The 15,091-nt window shown below is 66.2% G+C and carries 11 protein-coding genes; 1 reads left to right on the top strand and 10 read right to left on the bottom strand.

All coding sequences use genetic code 11. From position 1 onward, the window contains the following. Positions 1-4: 4 nt before the first annotated feature. Positions 5-1,483 carry an AMP nucleosidase gene (locus GR303_RS06470; RefSeq protein ID WP_161723555.1) on the bottom strand — a complete coding sequence of 493 codons (1,479 nt, stop codon included), beginning with the start codon at positions 1,481-1,483 and terminating at the stop codon, positions 5-7. Positions 1,484-1,720: 237 nt separating this feature from the next. Here GR303_RS06470 and GR303_RS06465 point away from each other — a divergent pair, with 237 nt between their 5' ends. Then, entirely contained in the window at positions 1,721-1,963 is a 243-nt protein-coding gene (locus tag GR303_RS06465; RefSeq protein ID WP_161723554.1) for a hypothetical protein, read from the top strand. Between the two features lie 22 nt (positions 1,964-1,985). Here GR303_RS06465 and GR303_RS06460 read toward each other — a convergent pair whose 3' ends face one another. The 9 genes from GR303_RS06460 to GR303_RS06420 all read right to left on the bottom strand — a co-directional run bounded on the left by GR303_RS06460 (position 1,986) and on the right by GR303_RS06420 (position 15,029). Then, positions 1,986-2,672 carry an SDR family NAD(P)-dependent oxidoreductase gene (locus tag GR303_RS06460; RefSeq protein WP_161723553.1) on the bottom strand — a complete coding sequence of 229 codons (687 nt, stop codon included), beginning with the start codon at positions 2,670-2,672 and terminating at the stop codon, positions 1,986-1,988. A gap of 8 nt (positions 2,673-2,680) precedes the next feature. Continuing rightward, positions 2,681-4,333, bottom strand: coding sequence for an energy-dependent translational throttle protein EttA (gene ettA / locus GR303_RS06455; protein WP_161723552.1), 1,653 nt, complete (start codon positions 4,331-4,333; stop codon positions 2,681-2,683). Between the two features lie 633 nt (positions 4,334-4,966). Further along, positions 4,967-6,310, bottom strand: a complete 1,344-nt coding sequence (locus GR303_RS06450) for an erythromycin esterase family protein (RefSeq protein WP_201751935.1) — start codon at positions 6,308-6,310, stop codon at positions 4,967-4,969. Between the two features lie 248 nt (positions 6,311-6,558). After that, positions 6,559-8,307: a M14 family zinc carboxypeptidase gene (locus GR303_RS06445; protein ID WP_161723551.1), complete on the bottom strand. Its 1,749-nt coding sequence runs from the start codon at positions 8,305-8,307 to the stop codon at positions 6,559-6,561. Continuing rightward, positions 8,304-9,161, bottom strand: a complete 858-nt coding sequence (locus GR303_RS06440) for an ABC transporter permease (RefSeq protein ID WP_161723550.1) — start codon at positions 9,159-9,161, stop codon at positions 8,304-8,306. Before GR303_RS06440 ends, GR303_RS06445 begins: the two co-directional genes overlap by 4 nt. A 4-nt stretch (positions 9,162-9,165) precedes the next feature. Then, positions 9,166-10,089 carry an ABC transporter permease subunit gene (locus tag GR303_RS06435; RefSeq protein WP_161723549.1) on the bottom strand — a complete coding sequence of 308 codons (924 nt, stop codon included), beginning with the start codon at positions 10,087-10,089 and terminating at the stop codon, positions 9,166-9,168. Positions 10,090-10,159: 70 nt separating this feature from the next. Continuing rightward, the gene (locus GR303_RS06430; protein WP_161723548.1) at positions 10,160-11,686 is read right to left on the bottom strand and encodes an ABC transporter substrate-binding protein; all 1,527 of its coding nucleotides are present in this window, start codon (positions 11,684-11,686) and stop codon (positions 10,160-10,162) included. A gap of 29 nt (positions 11,687-11,715) precedes the next feature. Then, positions 11,716-13,596, bottom strand: coding sequence for an ABC transporter ATP-binding protein (locus GR303_RS06425; protein WP_161723547.1), 1,881 nt, complete (start codon positions 13,594-13,596; stop codon positions 11,716-11,718). A gap of 167 nt (positions 13,597-13,763) precedes the next feature. Continuing rightward, positions 13,764-15,029 carry an aminopeptidase gene (locus GR303_RS06420; RefSeq protein WP_161723546.1) on the bottom strand — a complete coding sequence of 422 codons (1,266 nt, stop codon included), beginning with the start codon at positions 15,027-15,029 and terminating at the stop codon, positions 13,764-13,766. Positions 15,030-15,091: the final 62 nt, after the last annotated feature.

The following is a 15,091-nucleotide window of genomic DNA, read 5'->3' as shown; positions in this document are numbered from 1 at the left end:
GAGCTTACCGGAACGGCGGCTCGTCGAAGCTGCGGAGCTTGCGCGAATGCAGGGAGGTGCGCTGACCCTTCAGGATGTCGAGGGCGGCCAGACCGATCATGAGGTGCTCGCTGACCGCGCGCTCGTAGAAGGCATTGGCTGCGCCCGGCAGCTTGATCTCCCCGTGCAGGGGCTTGTCGGAGACGCAGAGCAGCGTGCCGTAGGGCACGCGCAGGCGGTAGCCCTGAGCCGCGATGGTGCCGCTTTCCATGTCCACCGCAATGGCGCGGGACAAATTGATCTGGCGCCGCTCCTGGCTCCAGCGCAGCTCCCAGTTGCGGTCGTCGTAGGTCACGACGGTGCCGGTGCGCAGGCGCCGCTTCAGCTCCTCGCCCTTCTCGCCCGTGACCTGGACGGCTGCCTCCTGCAGGGCGACCTGGATCTCGGCCAGGGCCGGGATCGGGATCTCCGGCGGCACGGCGCCGTCGAGGATGTGGTCGCGGCGGAGATAGCCGTGGGCCAGCACGTAGTCCCCGATGGATTGCGACTGGCGCAGACCGCCGCAATGGCCGACCATGAGCCAGCACTGGGGCCGCAGCACCGCCAGATGGTCGGTGATGTTCTTGGCGTTCGACGGGCCGACGCCGATGTTGACGAGGGTCACCCCCTGCCCGTCCTTGCGCATCAGGTGATAGGCGGGCATCTGGAACCGGTGCCAGGGCGAGGAGGCGATCGCCTCCTCGACGGCGCTGCCATCCAGCCCGCGCTCGATGGAGACGCCGCCGGGCAGCACGAGGCGCGTATAGGGCCCGTTCTCATCCGCCAGCTCCCCCACCGCCCAGCGGATGAACTGGTCCACGTAGCGGTGGTAGTTGGTGAGCAGGATCCAGGGCTGAACGCAGCGCCAGTCGCTGCCGGTGTAGTGCACGAGGCGGCGCAGGGAATAATCCACCCGCGCCGCATCGAAGAGCGCCAGCGGGCGCGGCTCGCCCTCATGGAAGATCCAAGTGCCGTCGGCGATCTCGTCGCCGACCTTGGCCAGCAGAGGCGTGGGGAAATGCTGGGCGAGCTCGGCGGCGGAATGGGCGCCCCGCCCCAGCTCGTCGCCCCGCTCGAACACGTAAGGATAGGGAATCTCCTGGTCGCTCACCCCGACCTCGATGGTGGCGCCGTAATCGCGCACGAGGAAGTTCAGCTGCTCCAGCAGATAGTTGCGGAAGAAGGACGGCTGCGTGATGGTCGTCGCGTAGATTCCCGGACCCTGGAACTTGGCATAGGCGCGCTGCTTGACGGGCGGAACGGAGGTCGACCGGTAGTCGAGGCGCAGCTCCGGATAGCGGAAGCGGGACCGCTCGAGGGGCGTGGGGGCCGTGCCGGTGGCGAAGAAGTGCTCCAGAGCGTGGCGCTGCGCCTCGATGGCGCTGTCATGGAGCTCGATGAGGCGCTCGACGGCTTCCTCAGGCGTTGCGACGGGTTCGAAGCTGGAAATGTGATCGGCTGGCACGTGGACTCTCTTCTTATGTCTCGTGCCTCAAGGGTCATACACTGTTTCGCTGGAGAACCCAACTCCCTTTAGGAGAACACGACGACTTGCTCGTGCCGCGGGATCATGGACAGCCAGGATCTATCCATCAGGTGAGGTTCACCCATTCAGACGATTGGCTTAGAATTGGGCATGGGGCAAAACCCTCGATGTCTTCTGCACAGAACCGAGCGTTCGTGCGGGAAAGGAAGGCAGGCAATGCTTCGCACAATTCCTCTCGTTCTAGTCTTCAGCCTGGCCGCAGCCACACCGGCCTTCGCCCGCCGCTGCCCGATGGACATGGCGGCCATCGACAGGGCCTTGCAGACGGCGCAGCTCTCGGCAGCCGACCGGCAAAGGGTCATGAGCCTGCGCCAGCAAGGCGAGGAAGCCCACAAGGCCGGCAACCATCCCGAGTCGGAGAGACTCCTCGACGAGGCCAAAAGGATCCTGAAGATCTAAGTCTCTGGCCTGGAGGCCGGCTTCAGAATGGGAGCCTGTCTCCTTGCCAGTCAAAGAAGCCTCCGCTGTCTTCACACGCAACCCTGTCGATGAGGGTCGCAAGACCGGCTGCGCTCTCCGCGACCGAGATGTCGGCACCGGTGCCGCCCATGTCGGTCCGGACCCATCCGGGATGCACCGAGATCGCCACGATCCCCTCAGGGCGGAGATCCTCCGCCAGCCCCTGCATCACCTTGTTCACCGCCGCCTTGGAGGCGCGATAGGCTATCCGGTCCGCCTTGGCATAAGAGAGCGAGCCCATGCGGCTCGATATGGTGACGATCTTGCCCGCCTTCGCTCGCCTCAGATGCGGAAGGAAGGCGTGGGTAATGCGCAACGGGCCGAGGGTGTTGATGTTCAGGGTTTCGAGAAAACCCTCGAAATCCATGTCGAGAGTCGATTGCCGCTGCGGGCCGATGATGCCTGCATTGTTCACGAGCACGTCGATAGGCTCATCGACCTGCGCGGCGGCCTTGCGGATTGCGGTCTCGTCGCGAACATCCAGCACCAGCATCCTGAGCTGCCCGCTCGCCAGGAACTCGGACCATTCGCCCGAGATGCTGCGCTCGTCGCGAACCGTGCCGATCACACGGTCGCCGCGCCTCAGGAGAACGCGGGCGAGCTCTCGCCCGATCCCGCGCCCCATGCCCGTGATGAGAACGGTTCCCACGGCAAGAACTACCGCGAGAACTTCTTGTACTTGATCCGGTGCGGGATCGTGGAATCCGTTCCGAGGCGGCGCTTCTTGTCCTCCTCGTAATCGGCGAAGTTGCCCTCGAACCATTCCACATGGCTGTCGCCCTCGAAGGCGAGGATGTGCGTGGCGATGCGGTCGAGGAACCAGCGGTCGTGCGAGATGATCACAGCGCAGCCCGCGTAATCCTCCAGCGCCTCTTCGAGGGCGCGCAGGGTGTCCACGTCGAGATCGTTGGTCGGCTCGTCGAGGAGGAGCACATTGGCGCCGGACTTCAGGATCTTGGCCAGATGCACGCGGTTGCGCTCGCCGCCCGAGAGCACGCCCACCTTCTTCTGCTGGTCCGATCCCTTGAAGTTGAAGGCCGAGCAATAGGCGCGGGCGTTGATCTCGCGCTTGCCGAGATAGAGCACCTCGTTGCCGCCGGAGATTTCCTCGTACAGGGTCTTGTTGGCATCGAGCGTGTCGCGGCTCTGGTCGACATAGCCGAGCTTCACCGTGTCGCCGATCCTGATGGTGCCCTCGTCCGGCTGCTCCTGGCCGGTGATCATGCGGAACAGGGTGGTCTTGCCGGCGCCGTTCGGGCCGATGACGCCGACGATGCCGCCCGGCGGCAGCTTGAAGGACAGGCCGTCGATCAGGAGCTTGTCCTCGAAGCCCTTCTTCAGGTTCTCGAACTCGATGACGTTGTTGCCCAGCCGCTCGGCGATCGGGATGATGATCTGAGCGGTGGTCGGCCCCTTCTCGTTGGCCTTGGCCACGAGCTCCTCGTAGCGCTGGATACGGGCCTTGGACTTGGCCTGGCGCGCCTTCGGCGAAGCCGAAACCCACTCGCGCTCGCGCTCCAGGGTGCGCTGGCGGGCCTCTTCCTCACGGCCCTCCTGCGCGAGGCGCTTCTGCTTCTGCTCGAGCCAGGACGAGTAGTTGCCCTCGTAGGGAATGCCCCGGCCGCGGTCGAGCTCGAGGATCCAGCCCGTCACGTTGTCGAGGAAGTAGCGGTCGTGGGTGACGATCAGGATCGCGCCCGGATAGTTGCGCAGGTGGCCTTCGAGCCAAGCGGTGGTCTCGGCGTCGAGGTGGTTGGTGGGCTCGTCCAGCAGCAGCAGTTCCGGCTGCTCCAGGAGCAGCTTGCACAGGGCCACGCGGCGGCGCTCGCCGCCCGAGAGCTTGTCGACGGCCCAGTCGTCCGGCGGGCAGCGCAGGGCGTCCATGGCCTGATCGACCTGGGAATCGAGATCCCACAGCCCCTTGGCCTCGATCTCGTCCTGGAGACGGGTCATCTCGTCCGCCGTCTCCTCGGAATAGTTCATGGCGAGCTCGTTGTAGCGGTCGAGGATCGCCTTCTTGGCGGCCACGCCCTCCATGACGTTCTCGCGAACGGTCTTGGACGGGTCGAGCTGCGGCTCCTGCGGCAGGTAGCCGACGCGGGCGCCCTCGGCCACCCAGGCCTCGCCGGTCCAGTCGGTGTCGATGCCGGCCATGATGCGCAGCAGGGTCGACTTGCCGGCGCCGTTGACGCCGAGCACGCCGATCTTGGCATCCGGGTAGAAGGACAGGTGGATATTGTCCAAGACCTTCTTGCCGCCCGAATAGGTCTTGGAGAGCCCACGCATGTGGTAGATGAATTGACGGGACACGGGAAAAGCCCTGTTTGATCGAGATGTGAATGGAGTTGGCCGTCAGTTAGCAGGGGCCGACGACCGGGGCAAGGCGGGGGAGTGACCCCGGCAGAGTTCAAGAAATCAGCGCCTTCGGGCCCGCAGCGTGAGCTGCGAGCCGTCAGGGGAGATCGAGGGTGGCGTGTCGTGCAGCCCGGCTCGATGGATAATGGTGGAAGGTGAAGAGCCGAACTGCTCGTCACGCGCGGTTCTTTTCAGGCGGACCTCCTGCGGCAGCGCCCAGGGTCGGCCTCCCGCGACCACAGGCGTGCGAGGCCTGCGGCGGGACCGCGCCCCGTCCCGCATCTGCGACGCCTCGCGAGCGCGCCCCTCACCGGACGAGGATGAGCCATGATATAGCCCAGCTTAAGCGAACTGTCAAGAACAAAGTAAGAACATTGCACAGGCCCTCACCTGCCCGCACCCGCACCTTGCCCTCTCCCCGCTGCGGGAGAGGGTGGCCCTCGCGTCAGCGAGGGTCGGGAGAGGGGCCGTCAGACGTTGAGCACCGCCCCTCTCCCGGCTCGCTCCGCTCGCCACCCTCCCCCGCAAGAGGGGGGAGGGAATGGCGGCACATCCAAAACCCGATCCGGATGGGGAGGGTTATCCGCATCAAAGCCCGAACGGATAGGTCTCCGGCATGCCCTTGCCGTGAGCGCGGGTCAGCGGCGTGACGGCCCTGGTCTCGTCGAACCAGACGAAGGCGTCGAACTGCTCGGCGAGAACGGCCTCGAAATAATGGCTGTAGAGCTCGGTCTCCGGCCGGTAGACCACGCCGATGGCCCGCTCGAGACGGGGACGCGAGAGAACCTCCGTCAGGTCGGCCTGGCCGTTCTCGCGCCAATCGGTGAGGAAGCAGCTTAAGGCCGTGTCGCGAAAGATCCGCTCGTGGCTGTCGGGCCTGGCCGGACGCACGCTCTTGACCTGCATCGGCTCATCCCAATCGTCGGCGGCCGCGACCGTGCCGCGGTCCGTACCGAAGCCGATCAGAACCGCCTCGCCCCGATAGGCCTTGCGGCACAGCTCGCCGATATTGAACTCGCCCTGCCAGCCCATGGCGGTGGCGGCCGCATTGCCGACATGGGAGTTGTGCGCCCAGACCACGGCCTTGGCGTCGTCGCGCCGGGCAAGCAGGCTCTGGAGGGTCTCGAACATGTGCCGGTCGCGCAGGTTCCATGACTCGGTCGCGCCCTCGTACATGATGCGATAATAGTGCTCGGCGGCATGGACGATCTTGGCGTTCTGGACCGCATCGAAGAACGCCTCGCCGCCATCGGCCCTGAGATACTCCATCCGCTTGTCGAGAATGTCCTGCAGTTGGCGCAGCAGGGCCTCGTCGCAGGGCTTCTTCTGGCCGGTCGCCACGGCGCGGCCGTAGCGGGCCGGGTCAGACTGCCAGGGGCTCAGGCAGCCGTAGCGTCCCCTCGCGTCCTTGGCGGCCTCCGGATCGACCTTGTCGAGATATTCAAGCACGGAGCCGATCGACCCGTTGAGGCTGTAGACGTCGAGCCCGCGGAACTCGGCCCGCTCGTCCTCCGGCCGCTCCCTGTTGTGCTCGCGCATCCAGTTGACGAAATCGTAGACCTCCTCGTTGCGCCACATCCATGTCGGGAAGCGCGCGAACGCCTCGTCATCGCCGTCGGGAACCGGGCGGTGACGCACATAGGCGTCGATGCGCGCCGCATCCGGCCAGTCGGCCTCCACGGCCACGATGGTGAAGCCATGCTGCCCGATGAGGCGCTTCGTGATGGCGGCGCGGGCCCGGTAGAACTCCGAGGTGCCGTGGGTCGACTCTCCCAGCAGCACCACCTTGGCATCCGCGAAGCGATCGAACATGGCGCCGAAGGCCTCCTCGTCGGCGATCGGCGGCAGGGGCTCGCCCTGCTCCCGCACGAGGTCGATCGCTTCCCTGATCGAAGCGTCGTTCTCGCTCTGCTTCCAGGACAACCGGGCCATCGCAAACCTCCCGCCGGGCATCCCGAACCCGGCTCTGCCCGACAAACGGCAGCCCGATGGGGCTTGTTCCAGCGCGCGGCGATGCATCACCAGGGCTGGCTGATCATCGCCGCCGCTGCCACCGCGCAGGATGCTGTTGCCGGCACAGCCCGAGACCGCGAGAGCCATGGTTCTGTTGTGCAATTCCGCCAGGGGGCCCCGGTAGCGGAGGCGCATCCCCTGGATCGTACCCAGCGTCACGAATTGGCCTATGCCGTCGCCGACATGATCGACGCGAAGGCCTCCTCCGCCGCGATCACGGTGGCCATCTGCACCGTATGCGCGAAGCGGTAGGCCTCGCCGTAGATCGTTTCGTCGGGGAACTCGGTGATGAGGGTCAGGGGCGTGGGATGGCGCTCGTCCGGGGAGATGAGGCAGGGAACGTCGTTGATGATCTCGTAGGGCGTGCCGCCGGAATGGATGGCGCAGATGTCGATCTGCCGGCGGTTGAACTCCGCGAGGCCCGGCACGGCGGAGAGGCCCGTGGTCACCGCCTCGATCAGGGTTCGCGCAGTCGCGGCCCAGGCCGGGTGGTGGCGCATGATGAGGAAGAAGCCCTTCGGGATCGTCCAGAGCTCGAAGCCGCGCGGCAGGTAGCCGGTGAAGGGCCGCGTCCATTCATGGGCCGGATAACCGTGAAGGTTGAGGTGCAGCTGCGCGCCGGAAAGAGCCAGGGCCTGGTTGCGGGCGCCGATCTCGTAGGGGGGCTCGCTGCTCCCATATTCCAGATCGTTGCCGAGGGAGGTGTAGCGGGCCGCATGGTGCATGTGGCGCGGGTTGCCCTCGCAGAGCCGCCCGTGGAGCGCATAGCCGTCCGGGTTCTCCACCGGGATGTAGGCGATGTTGGCCTCCGGATTGGCGAGGAGCCGCCGCACCGCCCTCAAGGAGCCCACGGGTGCGGATGTCTCGTTGGCATGCTGGCCGCTGGTGACGAGCACCGCGGGGCGGGAGCCGGGCCGGTAGAGGCCGCGCACGGGGCGCCCCTCGCGGGATGTGCCCTCGAAGACCTGGCCCGGAAGCGCCGCAAGCTCGCGATGGATCTGCGCCAGGCCGGGCGCGGCATCGGCCGTTTCGATCTCCTGCTCCGGGCGGACCGGATCCTGCGGCGCGCCGAAACGGCGCAGGGACACGCGCACCAGCGCGTCGCCCTCCCCTGCGCGGATGTCCGGCACGATCTGGCCCGGCTGCAGGCCGCGGTCGTCGGGCGGACGGCCGGAGCGGTGCTTGAAGAACTCGAGGACGGAAAAGTAGAAATCCTCGTGCAGCGCCTCGCGGGTGCTCATCACCTCGTCGCCATAGGTCAGCGGGCGCTCGATGCCGGGGATCGTCACGTCGATGGCAAGCGTCTCGGCATAGGGCTCTTCGGCAGGCCAGTCATGGGCCGCGACGGCCGCCATCACCTTGTGGAAGACCTGCTCGATCTCGGTTTCCAAGGGCTCGTCCAGATCGGACCCTCCGCCGGGACGGTTCGTCACCTTCAGCCATCCGGTCGGCGTGAGATCGAGCTGGTCGAGATGATTGGTGCGCAGGCGGTTCGGCGCGAACACCGCCTGCTCCGCCACCCGTCCGTCGGCGTATTCGAGGGTGACGGAGTATGTGAGATCGGGCTCGCCGGGCTCGAAGCGGGTTTCGATGCCCTCGAGCAGGGCCGCGAGCGGATAGGCTTCCGAGAGGAAGCGCAGGCGGTCCGCGCCCCGATGAACCGGGTAGCGCACGCTCACGCGGGTGACGCCGGCCGTGTCGAACTCCTCCAGGAAGGCATGGACGAGCGGCTTGTAGGCGCTGCGCAGCCGTGCCCTGATGCCGGCCTCGGCCAGCGCCTGCTCGGCGGCCCGCCGGGCTGCCTCGTCCTCGAACAGCCAGGCCTCGAGCGTTGCGCCGCGATGGTCGTCCCGCGCCCACTCGCGCAGGAGCCTGTCGAGGGTGCGCGGCACCCGCTCGTCGAGCAGAATCGTCATTTCGAGGTTTGTCCTGTGGGGTCGAGAAGGTCGCGCAGCCAGTCGCCCAGGAGGTTCAGGCCGAGCACGGTGAACATGATGGCGAGCCCCGGGAAGACGCTGACCCACCAGGCGGTCTGCAGATAGGTGCGCCCGTCGGCCAGCATGCCGCCCCAGCTCGGAATGAGCGGATCGACGCCGAGGCCGAGGAAGGTGAGGCTGCTCTCCAGCAGGATGTTGTTGGCCACCTGCAGCGTCATCAGGATGACGATGGGGCCGAGCACGTTCGGCAGGATGTGGGTGAAGATGATGCGCCCGTTGCCGACCCCGATGGCCCGCGCCGAAAGAATGAACTCCCGCTCCCGCAGGGCCAGCACGGAACCGCGCACGAGACGCGCATATTGCACCCACTGCGCGACGATCATGAAGAAGATGATCTTGTCGACGCCCGTCCCCAGGATCGCGAGGAACATGATGGCGAGCAGGATGAAGGGAAGCGCCAGCTGAATGTCGGCAAAGCGCATCAGGAGGATTTCCGCGATGCCGCGATAGTAGCCGGCGACCAGGCCGACGAGCGTTCCCAGGATCACGGCCCCCAGCACCGAGAGCACGCCGACCGTGAGCGAGATCTTGCCGCCGACGATCACCCGCGCCAGCACGTCGCGGCCGAGCGGGTCCGTGCCGAGCGGATGGGCGAGGCTCTGGAAGGGGGGCGTGAGACGGGCCATCAGGTCCATGCTCTCGCCGCCATCGGGAAAGAGAAAGCCCGAAAACAGCACCGCCACCCCCATGCCGCCGGCGAGGATGAGACCCAGGACCAGCTCGAGGGAGCGGAAGTGCCGGCGCGCCGGGGATACGGCCTGAGCGGCAGCCATCGCCTCACTCCGTCCGGATGCGCGGATCGATCAGCCCGTAGGCGATGTCGACCAGCAGGTTGATGAGAACGATGAAGAGCGCGAGCACCGTGATCGTGCCCTGCAGCACCGGGTAGTCCCGGTTGGAGATGGCGTCGAAGGCGAGGGTTCCCATGCCGGGCCAGTTGAACACCCGTTCCACGATCACGATGCCGCCGACGAGGCCGCCGAACTGGAGCCCGATATAGGTCACGAGCGGGATCGCCGAGTTGCGCAAGGCATGCTTGTAGAGCACCACGCGGTCGCGCAGGCCCTTGGAGCGGGCGACCATGATGTATTGCTGCGAGAGCGTCTCGAGCATGGAGGTGCGCACGAGGCGCACATTCGTGGCGGTGAGGATGACCGCCATGGTGAGCGCCGGCATCACGAAGCTCTCCGGCCCCTCCATGCCGCTCGGCGGCAGGATCCCGAGCACGATGGAGAACAGGAGCACCAGCATGATGGCGAGCCAGAAGTTCGGGAACGACAGGCCCACCAGGGACAGGATCCGGATCGTCTGATCCGGCCAGCGGCCCCGGTTCACGGCCGCATAGATGCCGAGCGGGACGGAGAGCAGGATGGATGTCAGGAGAGAGGCGAAGGCCAGCAGCAGTGTGGCCGGGAGGGCACGGGAAATGAGCAGGGAGACGGGCGTCCCTCCCATGAAGCTCCGGCCGAAGTCGCCCGTCAGGATGCCTTGAAGAAAGCTGAGATATTGGACGAAGAACGGCCTTTCGAGGCCCAGCGCCTGACGGATGTTCCGCAGATCCTGCTCGGTGACGCTGCCGGCGCCGCCGACCAGCATGACGGCGGGATCGCCCGACAATCTGATCGCGAAGGAGACGATCAGCGTGACGGCGAGAACCACGAAAATGGCTTGCAGCAATCGTTTCAGGATAAAGCCCGCCACGGGGTTTCCTTCTTGCACTGGAACGGGCCCTGCTTGCACAGGGCCCGTTCGATGGTCTGGAGATACGAGCCTACTCGACCGTCACGTCGTTGAAGCGGAAGCGCCGGTCGGCCGGCGGCACGAAGTTCTTGACCCGCTTGCTCACGCCCAGCACGGTATTTTCGTTGTAGAGCGGGATCTCGAGCGCCTGATCCGCCACGTAGCGCGCGACTTCCTGAAGGACCTTCTCGCGCTCCTTGGTGTCGTAGATGGTGCGCTGCTTTTCGAGCAGGGCGTTGAGCTTCGGGTCGTTGTCGTACGGGTTCCACTTCTCGCCCGAGTGATACATCAGGTAGGCGGTGTTGTCGTAGTCGAAGGTCCAGCCGCCCCAGGAATTGTGCCAGGCCTCGCCCGTCTTGCCGTTGGGGATGATGTCGTTGAGCAGAACCGGGGGCTCATGCGGCTGAAGGGTCGGCTTGAGGCCCAGCGCCTGGAAGTATCCGGCCGCGGCCTGCGCGACCTCGCGGAACGTCGCGTCATTGCCGCGGAAGTCGATGCGAACCGGAGCGCCCGGCTGCACGCCTGCCTGCTGCAGCATCTGCTTCGCCTTGGCGAGGTCGAAGGGCAGCGGCTTCAGGGACGGATCGTTGCCGAAGGACAGATCGGACTGGAAGCTCGCGATCGGCTTGCCGTGGCCGAGGAGCACGGCCTTGATGATCGCCTCGCGATCGACCGCCATGATAAGGGCCTTGCGGACATTCACATCCTTGGTGATGCCCTCCTTCGTGTTGAGGCGCAGCGCCACGACGGTCGGACCGGTGATGCTGACGAGGCTGGCGTTCGGGCTCTTCTCCACCGTCGGCGCAAGTCCGAAGGGGATGAGGGTCGCGATGTCGATGCGGCCGGCCTGGAGTTCCGCCACCTGCGTGTTGGCCTCAGGGATGAAGCGCGTCACCACCTTGTCCAGCTTCGGCGCGCCGCCCCAATGCTCGGGGAAAGCCTCGAGCACCAGGTTCACCTTCGGCGTGTATTCCACGAACTTGAACGGGCCGGTCCCCACCGGGTTCATGTTGAAGTGCGCGTCGCCCTTCTCCTGGATGTATTTCGGCGGCACGATCATGCCGCCGTAGCCGGCGAGCTTGGTCAGCAGCACGGGATCCGGCTGCTTCATGATGAAGTCGACGGTGTAGGGATCGACGATCTCCACCTTGGAGATGGAGTTGTAGTTCGACTGCTGCGGACCCTTCTTGCCCTCCTCGCCCAACAGGCGGTCGAAGGTGAACTTCACGGCCTCGGCATTGAAAGGCTCGCCGTTGTGGAACTTCACGTTCTGGCGCAGCTTGAAGCGGATGCGGCTGTTGTTGTCGAGAAACTCCCAGGACGTCGCCAAAGCGGGCTGGAGCTTCATGTCCGGCCCGCGCGCGGTCAGGCCGTCGAAGATGTTGTTGGCGGCCGACGCCCACGGCACCAGGAAGGTGTCGATCGGATCCCAGCTACCGGGGTCGATGGTCGTTGCGACCGTGATGGTCCCGGCCGCTTGAGCGCCTGATGCCGTGAGCGGCACCAGAGCTGTCGCGATGGTGAAACCGAGCGCCTTCAGTGATGTCGAGAATTTCATCTTGTTGTCTCCCTCTGGAAAATTTCTTGTTATGCCGCCCCGCGAAGCGAATCCGCCTCGATGGCGACCCAGTGCCCCGGCGCGACCTCGCGCATGCGGTGGATCGCAGGCTCCTGCCCGACCGGACGCACCGGGCTCGGGATCTCGCCCTCGATCCGCACCTTCGCCCGCTCGCGCTGCGGATCGGCGATGGGCACCGCCGCGAGCAGCTTGCGCGTGTAGGAATGCTGCGGGTTCTCGAAGATCGCCTGACGGGATCCGAGCTCGACGATCTGGCCGAGATACATCACCGCGACGCGATGGCTGATCTTCTCCACCACGGCCATGTCGTGGGTGATGAAGAGATAGGACAGCCGCCGCCTCTCCTGCAGCTCCATGAGCAGGTTGACGATCTGCGCCTGGATCGACACGTCGAGCGCCGAGACGGACTCGTCGGCGATGACGAGCTTGGGATTGCTCGCGAGCGCGCGGGCGATGCAGATGCGCTGGCGCTGCCCGCCGGAGAACTCGTGCGGATAGCGCCTGGCGTGCTGGGGCTGCAGGCCCACCTGCTCCAGGAGCTCGTGCACGCGCCGCTCGCGCGCCTTCGAGTCCTTGATCAGGCCGTGGACGATGATGGGCTCGGCGATGCTGTAGCCCACCGTATGCCGCGGATCGAGGGAGGCGAAGGGATCCTGGAAGATGTACTGGATCTCCTGCCGCAGGCGGCGGCGCTCGGCATGGCTCATGGCCGCCATGTCGCGCCCGTCGAAGCGCACCGTGCCGCCCGTGGGCTCCACGAGCTGCTGCAGCGTGCGCCCGATGGTGGACTTGCCTGAGCCGGACTCGCCCACGAGCGCCAGGGTCTCGCCGGGATAGATGTCGAAGCTCACCTCCTCCACCGCATGAACGCGGTGGGTCACGCGGCCGAAGAAGGTCTTGCCGACATCGAAGCGCGTGGTGAGCTTCTCCACCTGGAGAAGGGGCTTGGAGTAGTCGGCCGTGTTCTGCTCGTGCGTGCCGCCGACGGGCTTCGCCACGCCGCCGTCCATCACCATCACGGGCGTGCGCTTGGGCAGCGGCTGGCCTGTCAGGCTGCCGAGGCGCGGAACGGCGGAGAGGAGCGCGCGGGTATAGGGATGCTGCGGCGCGGCGAAGATGTCGCGCACCGGCGCCTGCTCCACCTTCTCGCCCTTCCACATCACCACCACGTCGTCGGCCATCTCGGCCACCACGCCCATGTCGTGGGTGATGAAGATGACCGCCGTGCCCATCTCGGCCTGCAGATCGCGGATGATGTTGAGGATCTGCGCCTGGATCGTCACGTCGAGCGCGGTGGTGGGCTCGTCGGCGATGAGCACCTTCGGATTGCAGGCGAGCGCCATGGCGATCATCACGCGCTGGCGCATGCCGCCGGAGAGCTGGTGCGGATAGCGGTCGAGCAGCCTGTCGGCATCCGGCAGGCGCACCTTCTGCAGGAGATCCCGCGCCCGCTCCCGCGCCTCGCGTCCGTTCAAGCCCTGGTGCAGGACGAGCGTTTCCGCGATCTGGTTGCCGATCGTGAAGACCGGGTTGAGCGAGGTCATCGGCTCCTGGAAGATCATGGCGATGTCGTTGCCGCGGATCTCCCGGAGCCTCGTGTCGGAGGCCTTGACGAGATCGATGGGCTCCCCGCCGTCGGGACGGAACATCACCTGTCCGCCGGTGATGCGCCCGCCCGTGTAATCCGTCAGCCGCATGATCGCGAGGGAGGTCACCGACTTGCCCGAGCCCGATTCGCCGACGACCGCAAGGGTCCTGCCCGGCAGCACGTCGAAGCTCACGTCCTTGACCGCCTTGAAGGCCCCATCCCCCCGTCCGAACTCCACCGAAAGGGAGCGAACCGACAGCAGGGCCTGATCCTGGAACTGACGACTGGCTGTGTGCGACATCCATCCACGCCTATGGGGCGGTTCGATCCGGCGCGGGGCCGGATCGGAACCTCTTTGATACCTGTCATCCATCCCAGTCGCGGTACCGATAGGTCAAGCACGTTTGCGACAGAGCAGGCAGTCGCCGGGATCATAGATCCGGCACAGGGAAAAGTGCGAGTCTTTTGTTACTTGGTTACCCACTCGCCGCCCCGCATCAGCGGCTCGGCCTTGCCGTCCTGTGTGATACCATCCACATCGACCTGATCGGAGCCGATCATCCAGTCGATGTGGATCAGGCTCTTGTTGGCCCCGCGGGAGGCGAGTTCGTCCTCGCTCATGGCGCCGCCGCCCCGGATGCACTTGCTGTAGGCCTGCCCCAGGGCGATGTGGCTGGAGGCGTTCTCGTCGAAGAGCGTGTTGAAGAAGAGCAACCCGCTCTGCGAGATCGGCGAGGAATAGGGCACGAGAGCCACCTCCCCGAGGCGCCGTGCGCCTTCGTCCGTGTCGAGCACCTTGTTCAGCACGGTCTCGCCCGTGCGTGCCCTGCTCTCCACGATGCGGCCGCCCTCGAACCGCACCTGGATGTCCTGGATCAGGGTGCCGTTGTAGGAGAGAGGCTTGGTGCTGGTCACCGTGCCGTCAACCCGGTCCTTGTGAGGGGTGGTGAACACCTCCTCCGTCGGGATGTTGGCGTTGCAGACGATCCCGTTCTTCGCCTTGGCCGCGCCGCCGTTCCACTCATGCCCGTCCGCGAGCCCCACGCGAAGGTCGGTGCCGGGGCCGCGGAAATGGAGCGCGGCGTAGTTCTTCTCGTTCAGCATGCGGGTGCGCGCCTGCAGGGCCGCGTTGTGCTTCTCCCAGGACGCGATGGGATCGGGCGTGTCGACGCGCGAGGCCGAGAAGATCGCCTGCCACAGCTTGGCGAGCGCCGCATCCTCGGGATCGTTCGGGAACACGGTCTTCGCCCAGGCAGGGGTGGCGGCGGCGACGATGGTCCAGTTGATGTCGAATCCCGCGATCATGTTGAGCGCCGGCATATAGGCCTTCGAGCGCGCCCGGTTGGCGCGGGAGACCTTCTCCGGATCCTCCTTGGCGAGAAGCGACGGATCCTCGCCGACGATGGCAAGCCGGGCGGCGCCGTTCTTGAAGGCGGCCGCCATGCCCTCGTAGAGCCAGGCCGGAGCCGTGTCGAAGCTCCTGTCCTGCCCGTGCCGGAAGCGCATGAGCGTGGTCTCCTCATCGGAGAAGATCGTGGTGACGAGGGACGCGCCGGCCCTGTAGGCATGCTCCGTGATGCGCCGCACGAGATCGACCGCATCGAGCGGTGCGGTCATCACCAGCTCCTGCCCGGGCTTCAGCCCCAACCCGACGCGGACCGCGACCTCGGCCAGGCGGTCGAGAAGCTGGGCGTGGGAGGCAGCATCGGCGAAGTTCCGGGCTTGTTCGTTCATGATCCTGGTCTCTCTGAGAGGGAAAAACAGGCCGGAGAGGCTACACGGCCCTGCCGTCCGTG

Origin of the sequence: Microvirga arsenatis, from assembly GCF_009910705.1 — a bacterium.
Lineage (GTDB): Bacteria > Pseudomonadota > Alphaproteobacteria > Rhizobiales > Beijerinckiaceae > Microvirga > Microvirga arsenatis.
The sequence above is the reverse complement of the archived record's forward strand: the minus strand, read 5'-3'. Positions and strand labels throughout refer to the sequence as shown.

What these genes read in the sequence shown, in the direction of transcription:
- GR303_RS06450 (WP_201751935.1), bottom strand. Translation starts at nt 6,310, where the DNA reads ATGGCCCGGTTGTCCTGGAAGCAGAGCGAGAACGACGCTTCGATCAGG.
- GR303_RS06445 (WP_161723551.1), bottom strand. Translation starts at nt 8,307, where the DNA reads ATGACGATTCTGCTCGACGAGCGGGTGCCGCGCACCCTCGACAGGCTC.
- GR303_RS06425 (WP_161723547.1), bottom strand. Translation starts at nt 13,596, where the DNA reads ATGTCGCACACAGCCAGTCGTCAGTTCCAGGATCAGGCCCTGCTGTCG.
- GR303_RS06430 (WP_161723548.1), bottom strand. Translation starts at nt 11,686, where the DNA reads ATGAAATTCTCGACATCACTGAAGGCGCTCGGTTTCACCATCGCGACA.
- GR303_RS06440 (WP_161723550.1), bottom strand. Translation starts at nt 9,161, where the DNA reads ATGGCTGCCGCTCAGGCCGTATCCCCGGCGCGCCGGCACTTCCGCTCC.
- GR303_RS06420 (WP_161723546.1), bottom strand. Translation starts at nt 15,029, where the DNA reads ATGAACGAACAAGCCCGGAACTTCGCCGATGCTGCCTCCCACGCCCAG.
- GR303_RS06465 (WP_161723554.1), top strand. Translation starts at nt 1,721, where the DNA reads ATGCTTCGCACAATTCCTCTCGTTCTAGTCTTCAGCCTGGCCGCAGCC.